The 16,134-nt window shown below is 52.1% G+C and carries 16 protein-coding genes and 1 pseudogene; 15 read left to right on the forward strand and 2 right to left on the reverse strand.

The annotated features are described in order from the left end of the window. The first annotated feature begins 254 nt into the window (after positions 1 to 254). Positions 255 to 3,623, forward strand: a complete 3,369-nt coding sequence (locus VF724_RS13925; RefSeq protein WP_371754865.1) for a hypothetical protein — start codon at positions 255 to 257, stop codon at positions 3,621 to 3,623. Then, on the forward strand, positions 3,620 to 3,907 hold the full coding sequence (locus VF724_RS13930) for an AMP-binding enzyme (protein ID WP_371754866.1): 288 nt from the start codon (positions 3,620 to 3,622) through the stop codon (positions 3,905 to 3,907). Before VF724_RS13925 ends, VF724_RS13930 begins: the two co-directional genes overlap by 4 nt. Positions 3,908 to 3,930: 23 nt before the next feature. On the opposite strand, the gene prli42 is transcribed toward VF724_RS13930, so the two are convergent. Continuing rightward, positions 3,931 to 4,032, reverse strand: coding sequence for a stressosome-associated protein Prli42 (gene prli42 / locus VF724_RS13935; RefSeq protein ID WP_371754867.1), 102 nt, complete (start codon positions 4,030 to 4,032; stop codon positions 3,931 to 3,933). Positions 4,033 to 4,211: 179 nt separating this feature from the next. Between prli42 and VF724_RS13940 the strand changes: the two genes are divergently transcribed. Both VF724_RS13940 and VF724_RS13945 read left to right on the forward strand, forming a co-directional pair. After that, positions 4,212 to 5,348 carry a M20/M25/M40 family metallo-hydrolase gene (locus VF724_RS13940; protein WP_371754868.1) on the forward strand — a complete coding sequence of 379 codons (1,137 nt, stop codon included), beginning with the start codon at positions 4,212 to 4,214 and terminating at the stop codon, positions 5,346 to 5,348. A gap of 21 nt (positions 5,349 to 5,369) precedes the next feature. Continuing rightward, a complete protein-coding gene (locus VF724_RS13945; protein WP_371754869.1) occupies positions 5,370 to 6,563 on the forward strand; it encodes a DUF3866 family protein in 1,194 nt (397 codons plus the stop codon). Here VF724_RS13945 and mciZ read toward each other — a convergent pair. Next, positions 6,560 to 6,718 (reverse strand): Z-ring formation inhibitor MciZ, encoded by a 159-nt coding sequence (gene mciZ, locus VF724_RS13950; protein WP_371754870.1) that lies wholly within the window; start codon positions 6,716 to 6,718, stop codon positions 6,560 to 6,562. The two genes, VF724_RS13945 and mciZ, sit on opposite strands and share 4 nt — an antisense overlap. Before the next feature lie 91 nt (positions 6,719 to 6,809). On the opposite strand from mciZ, the gene VF724_RS13955 reads away from it, so the two are divergent. The 11 genes and pseudogenes from VF724_RS13955 to VF724_RS14005 all read left to right on the forward strand — a co-directional run bounded on the left by VF724_RS13955 (position 6,810) and on the right by VF724_RS14005 (position 16,017). Continuing rightward, positions 6,810 to 7,364, forward strand: a complete 555-nt coding sequence (locus VF724_RS13955) for an NUDIX domain-containing protein (protein WP_371754871.1) — start codon at positions 6,810 to 6,812, stop codon at positions 7,362 to 7,364. After that, positions 7,343 to 8,539: pseudogene (locus VF724_RS13960) on the forward strand (endonuclease Q family protein). The gene VF724_RS13955 and the pseudogene VF724_RS13960 overlap by 22 nt, the downstream one beginning before the upstream one ends. 66 nt (positions 8,540 to 8,605) lie before the next feature. Next, positions 8,606 to 9,241, forward strand: coding sequence for a stage II sporulation protein M (gene spoIIM, locus VF724_RS13965; protein ID WP_371754872.1), 636 nt, complete (start codon positions 8,606 to 8,608; stop codon positions 9,239 to 9,241). A gap of 131 nt (positions 9,242 to 9,372) precedes the next feature. Beyond that, entirely contained in the window at positions 9,373 to 9,870 is a 498-nt protein-coding gene (fur, locus tag VF724_RS13970) for a ferric iron uptake transcriptional regulator (protein WP_371754873.1), read from the forward strand. Positions 9,871 to 10,118: 248 nt separating this feature from the next. After that, positions 10,119 to 11,246, forward strand: a complete 1,128-nt coding sequence (gene ald, locus VF724_RS13975; RefSeq protein WP_371754874.1) for an alanine dehydrogenase — start codon at positions 10,119 to 10,121, stop codon at positions 11,244 to 11,246. Positions 11,247 to 11,308: 62 nt separating this feature from the next. Then, positions 11,309 to 11,539: a DUF4227 family protein gene (locus VF724_RS13980; RefSeq protein WP_371754875.1), complete on the forward strand. Its 231-nt coding sequence runs from the start codon at positions 11,309 to 11,311 to the stop codon at positions 11,537 to 11,539. A 102-nt stretch (positions 11,540 to 11,641) separates the two neighbouring features. Further along, positions 11,642 to 12,541, forward strand: a complete 900-nt coding sequence (gene xerD, locus VF724_RS13985; RefSeq protein WP_371754939.1) for a site-specific tyrosine recombinase XerD — start codon at positions 11,642 to 11,644, stop codon at positions 12,539 to 12,541. Positions 12,542 to 12,579: 38 nt separating this feature from the next. Further along, a complete protein-coding gene (gene deoB / locus VF724_RS13990) occupies positions 12,580 to 13,755 on the forward strand; it encodes a phosphopentomutase (protein ID WP_371754876.1) in 1,176 nt (391 codons plus the stop codon). Positions 13,756 to 13,779: 24 nt separating this feature from the next. Next, positions 13,780 to 14,640, forward strand: coding sequence for a purine-nucleoside phosphorylase (locus VF724_RS13995; protein ID WP_371754877.1), 861 nt, complete (start codon positions 13,780 to 13,782; stop codon positions 14,638 to 14,640). After that, positions 14,637 to 15,548, forward strand: coding sequence for a purine-nucleoside phosphorylase (locus VF724_RS14000; protein ID WP_371754878.1), 912 nt, complete (start codon positions 14,637 to 14,639; stop codon positions 15,546 to 15,548). The genes VF724_RS13995 and VF724_RS14000 overlap by 4 nt, the downstream gene beginning before the upstream one ends. A gap of 91 nt (positions 15,549 to 15,639) precedes the next feature. Then, complete coding sequence (locus tag VF724_RS14005) at positions 15,640 to 16,017, forward strand: cupredoxin domain-containing protein (RefSeq protein WP_371754879.1); 378 nt, start codon at positions 15,640 to 15,642, stop codon at positions 16,015 to 16,017. Positions 16,018 to 16,134 lie beyond the last annotated feature (117 nt).

The raw sequence follows: 16,134 nt of genomic DNA on the forward strand, positions 1-16,134 counted from the left end.
AAAAGCTACCGCAACTCGCAGATCCCCAAGATCCGAATGCGTTAGACAACTTCCTTCCATGGTCAAGCTCAATCCCGGAAAATTGCAGAATCGTTCATTAATAGATTACTAGCCTCCCCACTTGAATCGTAGGTGGGGATTATTTTACGCTTACAACCTTGACATATGATCCAAACGGAAAATTGGTTGAAGTTTCGGACGATACCGATCGAAAGCTTCTATTCGAGTATAATACCCAAGGATTATTGAGTAAATTGACTGATCCTCTTTTGCGTTCCGTTGAATTTGCTTATGATTCAAGCAACAGGCTGGTCGACGTCACGGATCGTCGAGGGAACCATTTCTCTTATACCTATGATGCCAATGGACTGACATCCATAAAAGACCGGAACGGAAATACGGTGCTGGCGAACGAATACGATTCCCAAAAGCGGGTGACAAATCAAAAGGATGCGAAAGGCAATTCAACCGCTTTCACATACGACGATGCCGCGAAACAAACGGTTGTGGCAGATCCCAGGGGCACCCATACGCCGTACAAATATAATCGCTTCAAACGGGTTGAAGAGCGCGCGGATTCGGAGAACAAGACGATAAAATTCACTTATGACGCTCAATTAAACCGGACGAGTTATACGGACAAAAAGGGCAATACCACCCAGTACACATATGACGAACGGGGGAATTTGCTGAGCATCCAGGACCCGTTGAATCATGTGACTACTTATGACTATGACTCCATGAACAATATCATACGCTATATGGATGCCAACGGGAAAATCAGCGAATATGAATACGACACGAACGGAAATTTGCTGAGAGAAATCAAGAAACTGCCCGAAGGAGACCATATCGCGACAACTTATTCGTACAACGGATTCGGGCAATTAATCTCGAATACGGATGCAAATGATTACACTTCAACGATCTCGTATGACGTTTATGGTTATGTCGCCGAAACCAGGGATCCGTTAGGAAATATCACCACGTTCAATTATGATGTCGGGGGCAGAAAATTATCGGAAACAAGCCCGCGCGGACATGTGCCCGGTGCGAATCCCTCGGATTACACATATACTTTCGAATTCGACAATGAAGACAATCTTGTGCAAGTGAATGATCCTCTGGGCGGAATGACTTCATACGCATACGATGGCAATAACAATAAGATCAGCGAAACGGATGCCAGAGGAAATGTAACCGTTTATGGATATGACGCCAATAACCGATTGGAAAGCGTAACGAATCCCCTTCTTGAAACGACACGGTACGAATATGATCCAAACGGCAATTTGGCCCGAACGATTGACGCGAATGGCAACGTCACCCAGCAACAATACGATAATCTGAATAGGCTTGTGGCTGTCGTTGACCCGCTGCTTCATGCCAGAACGATGACTTATGACGCCAATGATAATCTTGAAACGGTAACCGAGGCGACATACAACGAGGCTCAATATGTCTCGGATCTGATCAAGGAAGTCCATGTGGTCCATCAGACGGAAACATCATATGACTTCTTTTACGTCGAAGCCTATTATAATGATGCTTGGGTTCAAGTGTATAAAGGAAGCGGGTCTGCCGACCAATGGATTCCGTTGCCCCGAGGTGCGCAGCAAATCAGAACGAGTCTGACTTCTGACGGCAGCGCGCAACGCGGCTGGGGTGGAGATGTGCCCGAGGTCAAATTGCAGACCACCAATTTGGTGATGAATACGGCATCCAAGCTGAAAATTCCGTGGACCCAAAACAACCAGAATACCTATAGTGAAATCTATCAACCGACTGACGTGTTGACCATCACTGCCACGGGTTCTCCGTCCTTCACCTACGAATATGACGCTTTGAACAGGAGGACGAAGGAGAGGGACAGCGAAGGCCGGGAAAGGTTGTTTGCCCATGATAATGCGGGAAACATCATCTCGGTTACGGAGGCAACTTACACAACCCAAGTCAAATATGACGATCTTTACAGAATCAGTCAAAACGTCGATCCCAAAAATCAAATCACGACTTATACGTATGACAAGGCCGGGAATCGAACAGGCATTACCAACTCCAAACAAATTTCAACAATCTATCGTTACGACGCGTTAAATCGTATCGTCGAGGAGATCGACCCGCTGCAACGCAGCGTTACATTCACGTACGATCCCAACGGCAATCTGTCGAAGCGGACCGATGCATTAGGGAGGGAGATATCCTACACCTACGATCGTCTTGATCGGTTAACGGGCATTTTATATCCGGATTCGTCAACGGTCAACTATGCGTATAATGCCGTCGGCAGCCGGGAGTCCATGACCGATTCCACGGGAACCACCCGATATGAATACGATCAAATGAATCGGCTGACCAAACTGACGACGCCGGGTAATCAAGCTATTTCCTATACGTATGAAAAAACAGGCCGTAAAAAGACCATAACTTATCCGGATAATACAACCGTAACATCGGATTACGATGCCGCCGGTCGATTGGTTCATACAACAGACTGGAACAACAAAGCAACCGAGACGCGGTACGATAAGTCCAATCGGCGATTGACGGACGTTTTGCCGAATGGAATAGAGTCCCGATACAGCTATAATTCGATCGGTGAGTTAACATCCATTGCCAATTTCAGAGTCAGCGGTCCGGATTCAATTCTGTTGAAGCAACGCGATTATGCTTACAACAACGTCGGCGGCAGGATCAGCACGACGGATGAGCTGGGCAAAGCAACGAAGTATCAATATGACGAATTGCAGCAATTGATCGCGGCCAATGATGCAGACGGGAAGGAAGCCCGCTATTCGTACGATGCAGTCGGAAACCGGCTTTCATACTCCGATGCATCCGGAATGTCCGGCTATGATTACGATAATGCCGATGAACTCCTGACAGTGAACAGTGTGTACAGCTTGCCGGACACGGTAACCGGCAGCGTATACTATCAATATGACGGGAACGGGAACTTGATCCAAAAAGGCGACACCGCCTATCAATACGACTATGAGGATCGCTTGGTACAAGTCTCCTCTCCCGCGGGCATCGTCGAGTATCGGTATGACGGGGACGGGAACCGGGTAAGCAAGTCGGTCTATGGAGAAACTACTAAGTATATCTATGACATTACAAGCAGCGTTCCGGCTTTATTGGCGGAGACGGATGCGAATGGAACGATTACCGCCAAGTACGTTTACGGTTCGGGCGATGCGATTGCCAGGATTGACCGGAACAACAATGCGTCCTATTATTTATATGACGGCCTTGGAAGCGTGACAGCGTTAGCGGATGACGCCGGACAAGTTGCGGCAACGTATGAATACGACTTTGGCAAGAAAGGAGCTCCAATGCACACCTACAGCTTTATGGAACATCTCTTATTCCCGCCTGCTTGCTTGAATAGACAGAAATTGGTGCGCCGGCTGGAAGGGAAGACCATTCTTATAACGGGCGCCAGTTCTGGAATAGGTGAACAGCTTGTTTATCTGTTGTCCGAGCTCAAGGTTCATTTGATTTTGGTGGCCAGACGAAAGGATGGGGGTCTTCACCACTTCGATCCTGGATCGAAACCGGTGATTTGGGCTATCGGGATGATCAGGGCTATTACTTTTTGTGCGGAAGAGCGGACGATATGATTGTATCGGCGGGGGAAAATGTCTATCCCTTTGAAGTGGAGCAAGTCCTTCGCACTCATCCGCAAGTAGAGGATGCGGCCGTGATCGGGATTCGCGACGTGCATTTTGGACAGCGGTTGAAAGCTTTTGTCCTGCTGGCCCCTTATGCGGAAACGACAAAGGAAAAGCTTTTTGAATGGCTGCGCGCAAGAATGGCGCGTTTTCAGCTGCCGAAAGAAATCATCTTTGTCGATCATCTGCCGTATACCTCATTGGGGAAACCGGATAAAAAGCTGCTGAATTAAATAACCTGACTGAACAGCGTTTCTCAGCCGAAGGCCGTTCCGAAGGCAAACAGAATCGTAGAGAGAAGCATGGATGCCAGCATGATGTAAACAACAATTTTAAAAAGCAGGCTGTTGTTTCTCACATTGAGCGACTCCTTTGTGAAGAATGGTATAATCTCAAATTTCATATGATAATCTTATGTGCCTGATGATAATACTATTGTAACCGATCTTTGTCCGATGTTCAAAGAGAAGTGAATAGGAGTTGAACGGCAAATATGATAAGATACGTTTATCGTGAAGTCAAAGGAGGAATCGGATCATGATCGACAAAGAGCGTCTGGTGGAACAATTTATGCAGCTTGTCCAAGTGGACAGCGAGACGAAGCAGGAGCAGGAAATCGGCGGCGCGCTGAAGGCGCTGTTCGGCAGCCTTGGCCTGAAGGTGTTTGAGGACGATACGAAGGAAAAAACGGGACACGGCTCGGGAAACCTGATTTTCACCATGGAAGCCAGCGAGGGAATGGAAGAGGCCGATGTTCTGTTTTTCACCTCCCATATGGATACGGTAAGGCCGGGCAAAGGGATCAAGCCAAGACTGGATGAGGAAGGGTTCATCCGCAGCGACGGGACGACGATTCTCGGAAGCGACGACAAAGCGGGAATTGCCGTGATGCTGGAAGCGATCCGTGCGATCGCGGAGAACAACGTGCCCCACGGCAAAATCCAGTTTGTCATTACGGCGGGCGAGGAATCCGGGCTTGTCGGCTCAAGGGCGATGGACAAAAGGCACATGCAGGCGAAATTCGGGTATGCGCTGGATTCCAACGGCGCGATCGGGGAAATATGCGTCGCCGCGCCGACCCAGGCGAAAATCGATGTGACGATCATCGGCAAGTCCGCACACGCCGGAGTGAATCCGGAGGATGGGATCAGCGCCATCCAAGTGGCGTCCAAGGCGATTTCGCGCATGCCGCTTGGCCGGATCGACAAGGATACGACGGCAAACATCGGCAGGTTTGAAGGCGGCCTTGAAACCAATATCGTTTGCGAAACCGTACATATTGCCGCGGAGGCCAGAAGCGTGATCCATGAAAAAATGGAACGTCAGGTTCAAGCCATGAAGGAAGCGTTCGAGAAAACCGCGGAAGAGTTTGGTGCCAGGGCGCAATTCAGCCACAGCGTGATTTATCCGGCCTACAAGCTGGAAGCGGACGATCCGGTGGTGCAAATAGCCTTCAAGGCGTTCGAAAAGCTCGGCATTCAAACCAAAACGTTTCAATCCGGCGGCGGGAGCGATGCCAACGTATTCAACGGCATGGGCATTCCAACCGTCAATCTGGCGGTCGGCTACCGGAACATCCATACGACTAAGGAGCATATTCATTCCGACGACCTCGTGAAATTGGCCGAAGCCGTCATCGCCATCGTGCAGGAAGCGTCGGCATTCAAGTCATAGACGAGAGGAAGGAGCGAAGCGGTGATTTACTGGGACACTGGCACAGTAGTTGCCATCGTTTCATCCCGGGAGAGCGTTCAGGAGCTTGAAATCGCCATGCGCGGCGGAAGCGGGGCCAAGGCTAGGGCGATTCATTATACGGATGCATTCGGACCCGTCGGTCTCGGGGATACTGTTGTGCTGAACACGACAGCGGTGCAGCTGGATTTGGGCACGGGAGGGAGGCATTTTGTTCTGTCGGTGCTTCGGCCGCTGCATGGATCGGAGGTGGCGGCAGAGGAAGCCGCAGCCTTGAAGGCGCGGACCATAGAGGAGCGAAAGGGACATCTCATGAAGCTGAGATATACACCCCTGCAGCGCTCGGTATTGGCCGCAGAGGAACAAGCCAGCCCGCATCACGGACTGTTTCAGGACAGCTTCGATCTGGAAGGGATGCCGGTGCTGATCGGGGAGTTGCACAGCATGCTGCCGGCGGCGGTATGCTGGCTTCGGCATGCGCATGCAGTCGGTGCAGACGGCGGTTCCGACGATGCCCACGGCGGCAAAAAACCGCTCAGAATCGTCTATATCATGAGCGACGGGGGCGCGTTGCCGATCGCATACAGCCGTCATGTGAGCTCGATGCGCGAACGCGGCTGGCTGGCCGGGACGGTAACGTTCGGCCACGCTTACGGTGGAGATGTCGAAGCGATCAATAAGTTTACGGCTTTGATCGCGGCCAAGCGCGTACTCAAAGCGGACGTCGCCATTGTTGCGATGGGACCGGGAATCGCCGGCACGGGAACACCGCTCGGACATACCGGCGTGGAGGTGGGCGAATTGGTGAATGCGGCCGCCGCCCTTGGCGGCAAACCGGTCGTGATGCCGCGCATCAGCTTTGCCGAAAGCCGGGATCGGCACCGGGGCATAAGCCATCATCTGCTGCACTCGCTTTCCCTGATTGCCCTGCGGGAAGCGGCGCTGCCGCTGCCGGATTCGCTGAACGGCCATCACAAGCAGCTGATCCGAGAACAGCTCGAAAGCAGCGGTCTTCATCAGAAGCACCGCATCGTCTGGGTCCGGAACATCAATCGGCAGGAAATTGCCCGGAGCCAGGAGAGCTATCCGCTGCCGGTGACGACAATGGGCAGAGGCTTGGCTGAGGACCCGGGCTTTTTTCTCGGGGTTTGCTCGGCCGCCCAGTACGTTCTGGACGGAATGCCTTCGGAAAGCTAGCGGCGGAAGCCTCTGCGCGATTTTTCGCTTTGAATCCATTGGCTCATCGGGGTTTGTCCGAATGCTTCGCGCTTTTTGGCCGCACGGAGGTAATGCCGGATTTCGTAGGCCTTGCCCACGAGGCGGAGTTGATTGTCGGAGACATAGGTTTTCATAGGCGTCCCTGCTTTCCGTTGCTTTTGATATACTATGACTATATGAACATTTGGACGAGCTTATGCAAAAAACAAAAGGGAGTGGGACTAAATGAAGGATCGGAAATTTGAAGAAGTTACCCTGCGCACGGAGGAAATATACAAGGGCAGGGTCATTTCGCTGCAGGTCGACCATGTCCGGCTTCCCAACGGGGAAACGGCGACGCGTGAAATCGTCAAGCATCCCGGAGCGGTCGGCATTCTCGCTCTGCACGAAGGCAGAATGATCGTTGTCGAGCAATACCGGAAGGCGCTCGGCAAAAACCAGGTGGAAATTCCGGCGGGAAAGCTGGATGCGGGAGAGGACCCTTTGGAAGCGGCCCGCAGGGAATTGGAGGAGGAAACGGGATTCCACTGCGGCAAACTGGAGCATGTCAGCTCCTTCTACACTTCACCGGGCTTCGCGGATGAAATCTTGCATCTTTATTGGGCGGGGGATTTGCAAAAAGGCGAAATGAATTTGGACGAGGACGAGTTTCTGGACTGCTTCGAAATTACGCTGGATCAGGCCAAGGCGCTGATCGGGGAAGGGAGAATCAGCGACGCCAAAACGATTGCGGCCGTTTACGCATGGCAGCTGTATGAATTGACAGGGAGGTTTGCATAGTGCAATCCTACTATGCCGATTTGCACATTCATATCGGCAAAACGGAAAAAGGCCGTCCGGTGAAAATCAGCGGCTCCAAGGATTTGACTTTTCACCGGATCGCGCAGGAAGCCTCCGACCGCAAGGGGATCGATATGATCGGAATCATCGACTGCCACTCCCCGTCGGTTCAGGATGAGATCTCGGCATATCTTGAGCGTTGAGAAATGACCGAGCTTGCCGGAGGCGGCATCCGCTACCACCGGACGACCGTGCTTCTCGGCAGCGAGATCGAGGTGCGGGATGAAGCGATGGGAGCGGCGCATTTGCTTGCTTTTTTGGCCGATTTCCAGTCGATTCGGGAGTTCACCGGTTGGCTGCGCAAGCACATGACGAATGTGGAATTGAGCTCCCAGCGCATTTATGTGCCGGCGCGGATTTTGCAGGAGGAGGTCGTCGGAAGAGGCGGCATTGTGATACCGGCGCATATTTTCACGCCGCATAAGGGCCTCTACGGGAGCTGCACCGATCATATGGACAGCTTGCTGAACCCACAGCTTGTGGCTGCGGTGGAGCTGGGGCTTAGCGCGGATTCCGACATGGCCGATCTCATATCGGAGCTTGGGTCTTTCACCTTTCTGAGCAATTCGGATGCCCACTCCTTGAGCAAAATCGGGCGCGAATATAACAAAATCCGCTTGAACGAGCCTTCGTTCCGCGAGCTGGTCATGGCCCTCAAGCGGACAGACGGTCGGAAAGTCGAGGCGAATTACGGGCTGAATCCGCGTCTGGGGAAATATCACCGCACTTTCTGCGGACAGTGCGGGTCGATAATGGACGGGGAGGAAATTGCCGAAGAGCGCTGCCTGCGGTGCGGCAGCCGGAAGATGGTGCGCGGCGTGATGGAGCGGGTCATGGGGATTGCAAACAGGAAACATCCTGTTCATCCTTTGCACCGGCCGGAATATTATCATCAAATTCCGTTGGAATACATTCCCGGGCTGGAAAAAAAGAAACTGGACCTGCTGCTGGAGCGGTTCGACACGGAAATGAACATTCTGCATCGGGTCGGGCGGGAGCAATTGGCCGCCGCAGCCGGTGAAGAGATCGCGGGTTATATCATTGCGGCGAGAGAGGGAACGCTTGTGCTGGAATCCGGCGGGGGCGGCAAATACGGCAGAGTATCCCGTCCATAGGATAGAGTCATAGATTCCTTGACTTGTTCATATGAATTATTAATTGGACAAGGGGAGGAAAGCAAGATGTCCGCACGGAATTCCGCGATTCAAAACTATATGAAAGAACATTTGCCGCTCTATGTGTTTGTAGCTGTCTTATTCATTATGGGCGTCGTTTTTGGAGCATTGATGGTCAATGCGCTGTCGTTGGAGCAGAAGCAGGATCTTGCCGATTATTTGTCGAGCTTTTTTCATACGGTGATTCAGGACAGCGTTTCCGACGGAGGAGCGTCTCTGCAGCAAACCTTTGCTATGCACCTGAAATGGACCGTGCTGATTTTCGTGCTGGGAATGTCCGTCATCGGCCTGCCGCTGATTCTGATTCTGGATTTTTTAAAGGGCGTGCTGGTCGGCTTTACGATCGGATATCTTTCCGGGCAGCTGAGCTGGAAAGGTATGCTGTTTGCCCTGATTACCGTGGTCCCGCAAAATCTCATCATTATCCCGGCATTGATTGCGTGCAGCGTTACTGCAATTTCTTTTTCTCTGTACTTGATCCGCAATCGGCTGCTGCAAAAAAAGGGAAGCATCCGCCAGGCGTTTTATCAGTACGCGGGGCTCACTTCCGCGCTGCTGGTCATTTTGTTCGGAGCTTCGCTGTTTGAAGCCTACGTGAGCCCTCCTCTAATGAAATGGATCGTACCCCTGATTCAGTCCTAGGAGAACTGTTTGACTTTGCCTACAGAGTCCCCCTATAATAAATTAGAAGTAGGTAAAATTTGAGGCGGCTTTGCTCATCAGACAACTTCCTGCGAACGGTCGATCGTTTGCTTTGTTTTGAGGGGGAGAATATGGAGGCGCGAATCGAAAAAATCAAACAGCTGCTGCAGGAGCAAGCCTATAAGCTTACGCCGCAGCGCGAAGCGACCGTCAGGGTTCTGCTGGAAAACGAGCAGGATCATTTAAGCGCTGAAGATGTGTTCATGCTGGTCAAGGACAAATTTCCCGAAATCGGACTGGCAACCGTCTATCGCACGCTGGAGTTGTTGAGCGAACTGCACGTCGTGGAGAAAATGAATTTCGGCGACGGTGTCGCCCGGTACGATTTGCGCGATGACAATAACCATCACCATCATCATCATTTGATCTGTGTCCAATGCGGCGCAGTCGACGAGATTATGGAGGACTGGTTGATTCACTTAGAGGAGAAGCTGGCAAGAGAATATAACTTTAAAGTGTTGGACCACCGTTTGGATTTTCAGGGAATATGCAATCGCTGCCTAGAAAAGAAACAAGCCGAGATGAGGCAAAATTGCGAAGACTCAACCGTTCAAAATAACCGTTCGTGAATGTCACGGAACGGTTTTTTTAACCACATAAGAATTTATAAGTTTCCGGTCATTCGGAAAGGCAGATTCTTATTGGCATAAAAACCTACCTCCAAAAGCGGTCGCTCATCGTTGAAATGACCTCGAAAGAGGTTTTTTTACCGCTTTTCAGCGTTGGAAAAATTTATATTTCGGCAGCGCTCATATTGTTTGCTCCACTTACCAAAAATAGGATGTAGCGAAGATGTTATGAAAGGTGTGGGCTTTAGATGATTGTTGGAGTTCCGAAGGAAATCAAAAACAATGAATACAGAGTGGCGCTGACTCCTGCGGGAGCACAGATGCTTAGATCCGCCGGGCATCAAATTGTGATCGAACAAGGAGCCGGCGAGGGCAGCGGGTTTACCGATGAAGAGTATGCGGCCGAAGGGGCCAAAATATTGCCGGGTGCCGCGGAGGTTTGGGGGGAAGCGGATTTGGTCATGAAGGTCAAGGAGCCTCAGCCTGCGGAATACGAATATTTCCGGGAAAATCAGATCCTGTTCACCTATCTGCATCTGGCCGCCGCGGGAGAACTGGCGGCCGTTATGGCAGACAAAAAATTGACGGGTATTGCTTATGAAACCATTCAGCTTCCGAACGGCTCGCTGCCCCTGCTCACGCCAATGAGCGAAGTGGCGGGCAGGATGGCGGTGCAGGTCGGCGCGCAGTTTCTCGAAACGTTTCACGGAGGCAGGGGCGTGCTGCTCGGGGGCGTTCCGGGCGTTCCGCCCGCGGAAGTGATGATTGTCGGCGGAGGCGTCGTCGGCACCAATGCCGCCAAGATGGCTTTGGGGCTGGGTGCCCACGTGGTGATCCTCGAACGGAGTCTGGACCGGATGAGATATCTTGATGATATCTTCAACGGAAGGATCAGCACCATGATGTCGAATCCGCACAATCTTTTAAATGCGGCGCAGCGTGCCGATTTGCTGATCGGCGCCGTGCTGATTCCTGGTGCGCGGGCACCTAGATTGGTGACGGAGGAAATGGTCAAGCAGATGAAAAAAGGCGCGGTTATCGTCGATGTGGCCGTGGACCAAGGGGGCTCGATCGAGACAATCGACCGGTCGACCACACACAGCGATCCGACGTATGTCAAACACGGCGTCATTCATTATGCGGTAGCGAACATCCCGGGAGCGGTTCCCCGCACCTCCACGTTCGCCCTGACCAATGCCACCATGCCTTATGTGATGGAGTTGGCCAACAAGGGCTTCGATCGGGCAGTCAAAGAAAATATGGCCCTGAGAATGGGGGTCAACACGTATCGGGGGCAGCTGACTCATCCCGCGGTTGCGGAGTCCGTTCAATTGCCTTACACGCCTTTGGATCATATGCTTTTTTATCATGCGTAGAGTTCTGATCTTCATATTGCTTGGACAGAAATCATATGTTATCCCTGAGGGGGTACGTGCATATGATTTTTTCCCTGCAAAAATGGTTGAAACGAGCCAAATTCATCCTGCTTTTTTTGGTCATGACGGTTATGCTGCACCATTTTTCTGTATGGATTTCCGCTTGGATGGATCCGGTTTACCGTTATAAAACCCCTTCCAACCGGGCAGTCAAGGCTTTCAAGGACGGCAGCGGATGGGATGGCTCTTCCTTGGCCGACAGGCTCATTTTTTATTATTGGTATGGAGAATAACGCTTCCCGCAAGCTGGATGACAAAAGCAGGAATACGGAGCATCGGCGTTGAATCAAATGAAAGCGGCAATCACGACATTGAGGAAGGGCTTGAGTTGGGAAATGATGAATCAACTGCAGGCGTTTATTCATTATCTTTCCGTGGAAAGGGGACTGGCGAGGAATACGCTGGAGTCCTACGAGAGAGATATTACGCACTATCTTGAATACCTGAAAACACTCGGCGTTTCGTCGCTTCAGCAGACCGCCAAATCGCACATTACAGGATATATGTTGAAGCTGAAGCAGCTGGGGCGGGCATCTTCCACAATGTCCCGCAATATGGTGTCGATTCGCGCGTTTTATCAGTTTCTGGTACGGGAAAGATTGCTGGAAAAAGACCCGTCCCTCAACATGGAAGTTCCGAAGCTGGAAAAAAGGCTACCCAAGGTGCTCTCCGTTGATGAGGTCGAACGTCTTCTGGAAGCCCCCGTGATATCAAATGCGGGCGGGATGCGGGACAAAGCGATGCTGGAGCTTTTGTATGCGACGGGCATTCGGGTATCCGAATTGATCTCGCTGGATGTGGACGATGTGAATTTGGCGATGGGATTTGTGCGCTGCACCGGCAAAGGCTCGAAGGAACGGATCATTCCGATCGGCAAAATCGCTTCCCGCTGGTTGAATGATTACATACAGGGCATGCGTCTGAAGCTTTTAAAAAAATCGAAGGCGGAGCCGGCGCTGTTTGCCAATCATTTGGGGACAAGGATGACCCGCCAGGGCTTTTGGAAAATCATTAAAAAATACGCGTTGGAATCGGGAATACATAAGGAAATCACGCCGCATACGCTGAGGCATTCATTCGCCACCCATCTGTTGGAGAACGGGGCTGATCTGAGAGCGGTTCAGGAAATGCTCGGTCATGCGGACATATCGACGACGCAGATTTACACACACGTCACAACGAAAAAAATGAAGGAAGTCTACGACATGACGCATCCCCGGGCAAAGATCAAGTAATCCGGCGAACCGAATAACGTGAGAACAGGAGCGATACGATGCGGTTTCAACGAATATGCCTGATTGTGCTGGACAGCGTCGGCATCGGCGAACTGCCCGATGCGGACCGTTTCGGGGACAAGGGCGCCCATACCTTGGGACATATAGCGGAGAAGGTGCCCGGTTTTTCCCTCCCGCATCTGCAGCGGCTCGGTCTCGGCAATATTGCCGAGCTCCGGGGAATCCCCCCGGCTGACGCGTCGCAAGCCTATTACGGAAAAATGGCGGAGGTATCTGCAGGCAAAGATACGATGACGGGCCACTGGGAATTGATGGGATTGAAAGTGGCCATTCCCTTTAAAACATATCCCCACGGCTTTCCCGAGCCGTTGATCGGACAGTTCGAACGGCAAACCGGGCGCAAGGTGATCGGCAACAAACCGGCTTCCGGAACGGAAATCATTGCCGAGCTGGGAGAAGAGCAGATGAAAACCGGGAGCTGGATCGTCTATACTTCGGCCGACAGCGTATTTCAGATTGCCGCCCATGAGGACGTTATCCCCCTGGAGGAATTGTATCAGGCCTGCGCCATAGCCAGAAAGCTGACGCTCGCCGACGAATTTGCGGTCGGCCGTGTCATTGCCCGGCCCTATATCGGACAACCCGGGGCATTTACCCGAACGGCCAACCGTCACGATTATGCCGTAAAGCCGCCTGGAAAGACCGTCATGAACCGGCTGAAGGAAGCGGGCTTGGATTGTATTGCCGTCGGCAAGATCAACGATATTTATTCGGGGGAAGGGGTTACCGAAGCTTTTCCCGTGAAAAGCAACGCTGACGGAATCAACCGCACGGCGGCGCTGCTGAACAAGGATTTCAAAGGCCTGCTGTTTACCAATCTCGTCGATTTTGATTCGCTATACGGCCACCGGCGAAATCCGCAAGGATATGCCGCCGCGCTGATGGAGTTTGACGCGGCCTTGCCGGAAATCATGAGCCGGATCGGTGAAAGCGATTTGTTGATCATTACGGCGGATCACGGCAATGACCCGACTCATTCGGGGACGGACCATACACGGGAATACGTGCCCTTGATCGTTTGGAGTCCAGCATTCCGCCAAGGAGCTTCATTAGGCGTCCGTCCGACCTTCTCCGATTTGGGCGCGACGGTGGCGGAGAATTTCGGGGTGTCGCCGGCGGAAAACGGAACGAGCTTTTTGCAGGACTTGCAATGAACGCTGGATGACGGAGGAGCCTAAATGTCAGTGCCCATAGAACTAGCCGAGCAGCGCACAAAAATATTGGAGGCAAGCCGTTATGTTCTGTCCCGGATCAAGCATCCCCCAGCAATCGCCTTGATTCTCGGATCCGGCTTGGGGGGGCTTGCCGACTCTGCAGAAGAGTCTACCGCCATGCCCTATGAACAGATTCCTCATTTTCCCGTATCTACCGTTGAAGGGCATGCGGGAGTGCTCGTCAGCGGCAAAATCGGCGGTGTGAATGCGATCTTCATGAAAGGGCGATTTCATCTGTACGAGGGACATCCGCTGGAGTCGGTCACGTTCCCGATCCGGGTGATGAAGGCGGTCGGCATTCGCAAGCTGCTGGTCACCAATGCCGCAGGGGGAGTGAATGCCGATTTTCAGCCGGGAGATTTGATGCTGATTCGGGATCACATCAATTGGATGTACCGCAATCCGCTGATCGGCCGGAATGATCCGGAGTCCGGCGTGCGGTTTCCGGACATGTCCGAGGCTTACAGCGCATCGTTTCGATCATCCGTCCGGCAATGGGCGGGACTGAACGGCTTTTCCTTGCGCGAGGGCGTTTATGCAGGATTTTTGGGGCCAACATACGAGACTCCCGCGGAAATCCGCATGGCGAGGAAGCTTGGCGCCGACGCCGTGGGCATGTCCACGGTGCCGGAAGTCATCGCGGCCAGACACGCCGGATTCGAAGTGCTGGGCATATCCTGCATCACCAATATGGCCGCGGGAATTCTCGATCAGCCGCTTTCCCACGAAGAAGTTATGGCGACGGCGGATCGGGTAAAGGATGATTTCGCCCGCTTGGTGAAGGGAATCATTCCGCTGATGGAGGATACGCAGAAAGGAGAATGAATATGAATCCGACGAGTTCCTATCCGGAGCAAATTGAAGAGGCCGCACGGTTTATGAAAGACCGAATCAGCAAATATGCATACTCCGGGAGCGGGGATGAACGGTTTGAACCAGCCGTCGGCTTGATTCTCGGGTCCGGTCTGGGTGATTTGGCGGACCAAGTGGAGTACCCCCTGTTCATCCATTACGGAGACATCCCGCATTTTCCCGTTTCCACGGTGGAGGGCCACGCCGGCAGATTCGCGATCGGACGCCTGGAAGGCAAGAATGTCATCGCGATGCAGGGGAGACTTCATTATTATGAAGGATACCCGATGAAAAAAGTGGTTTTTCCTGTATATGTCCTGCGGCAGCTCGGCATCCGCTCATTGATCGTCACCAATGCGGCAGGCGGAATGAATCGTTCGTTCAAGCCGGGAGACTTGATGCTGATCAAGGACCATATCAATTTTACGGGAGACAATCCGCTGATCGGACCCAATTTCGATCAATTGGGCGTAAGGTTTCCGGATCTTTCGGAAGCGTATGACCGCTCTTTTAGGGAATTGGCTCGCAGGGTCGGGGAGGAGATTGAAGATGCGGACGGTCATCCGCTGAAGCTCCAGGAAGGGGTATATTGCGGGATCAGCGGGCCCTCGTATATGACGCCGAGTGAGTTGAAAATGCTTGCCCTGTTGGGCGGGGATGCCGTCGGCATGTCCACGGTGGCGGAAGTCATAGCTGCACGCCATGCCGGCTTGAGAGTGCTGGGCGTATCTTGCATCACCGACATGGCCGTCGGGGATGAGCTCGAACCCCTGACCCATGAGCAGGTCATGGAGGTTGCAGAGCGCACAAAACCCAAATTCACGTCATTGATTCGCGCTTTCCTGAGGAACGTAGAAAAGGCGGATGCAGGATTGTCATAAAAAATTCACCCTTTGATCAACAAGATGTTGAAAATGGTGTGCGAAGTTTTGTAATATATTGAATGTAATTTCATTACATAGGGGGATACTCATGCAAAAGTACCTGATGGTCATTCTGATTACGGCTGCTGCGATTTTCGGTATCGTTGCGATGATTGCTCAGACACCTAAAAGCAATGAAGAGCTTGCCAAGGAACAGAAGAATCAATTGAGAATTTCGGCGACCAACTTCCAATTCGACAAACCGGAATATCATGTCAAGCAGGGCTCCAAATTGACGGTTGTGCTTGTCAATAAAGAAGGAATCCACGGTTTGGGAATCCCTGATTTAAACGTTAACCTGCAAGGAGACAAATTGCAGCAGGAAGTGACTTTTGACAAACCGGGAACGTTCGACATGCATTGTATCGTAATGTGCGGTGCCGGACATGCGAATATGAAATCGAAGCTGGTTGTCGATCCGTCTTAAAGCAAGACTTGCGGAGAGATCGGGGTTTGACGGCGGAAAAAAGCTGGAACACAACATGGGGAGCGCGGACTGCGTTCCTTTTTTGTTGCGGAAAAATGATAGATCCGGGGTGATGAT

The organism is Ferviditalea candida, assembly GCF_035282765.1.
GTDB classification, from domain to species: domain Bacteria; phylum Bacillota; class Bacilli; order Paenibacillales; family KCTC-25726; genus Ferviditalea; species Ferviditalea candida.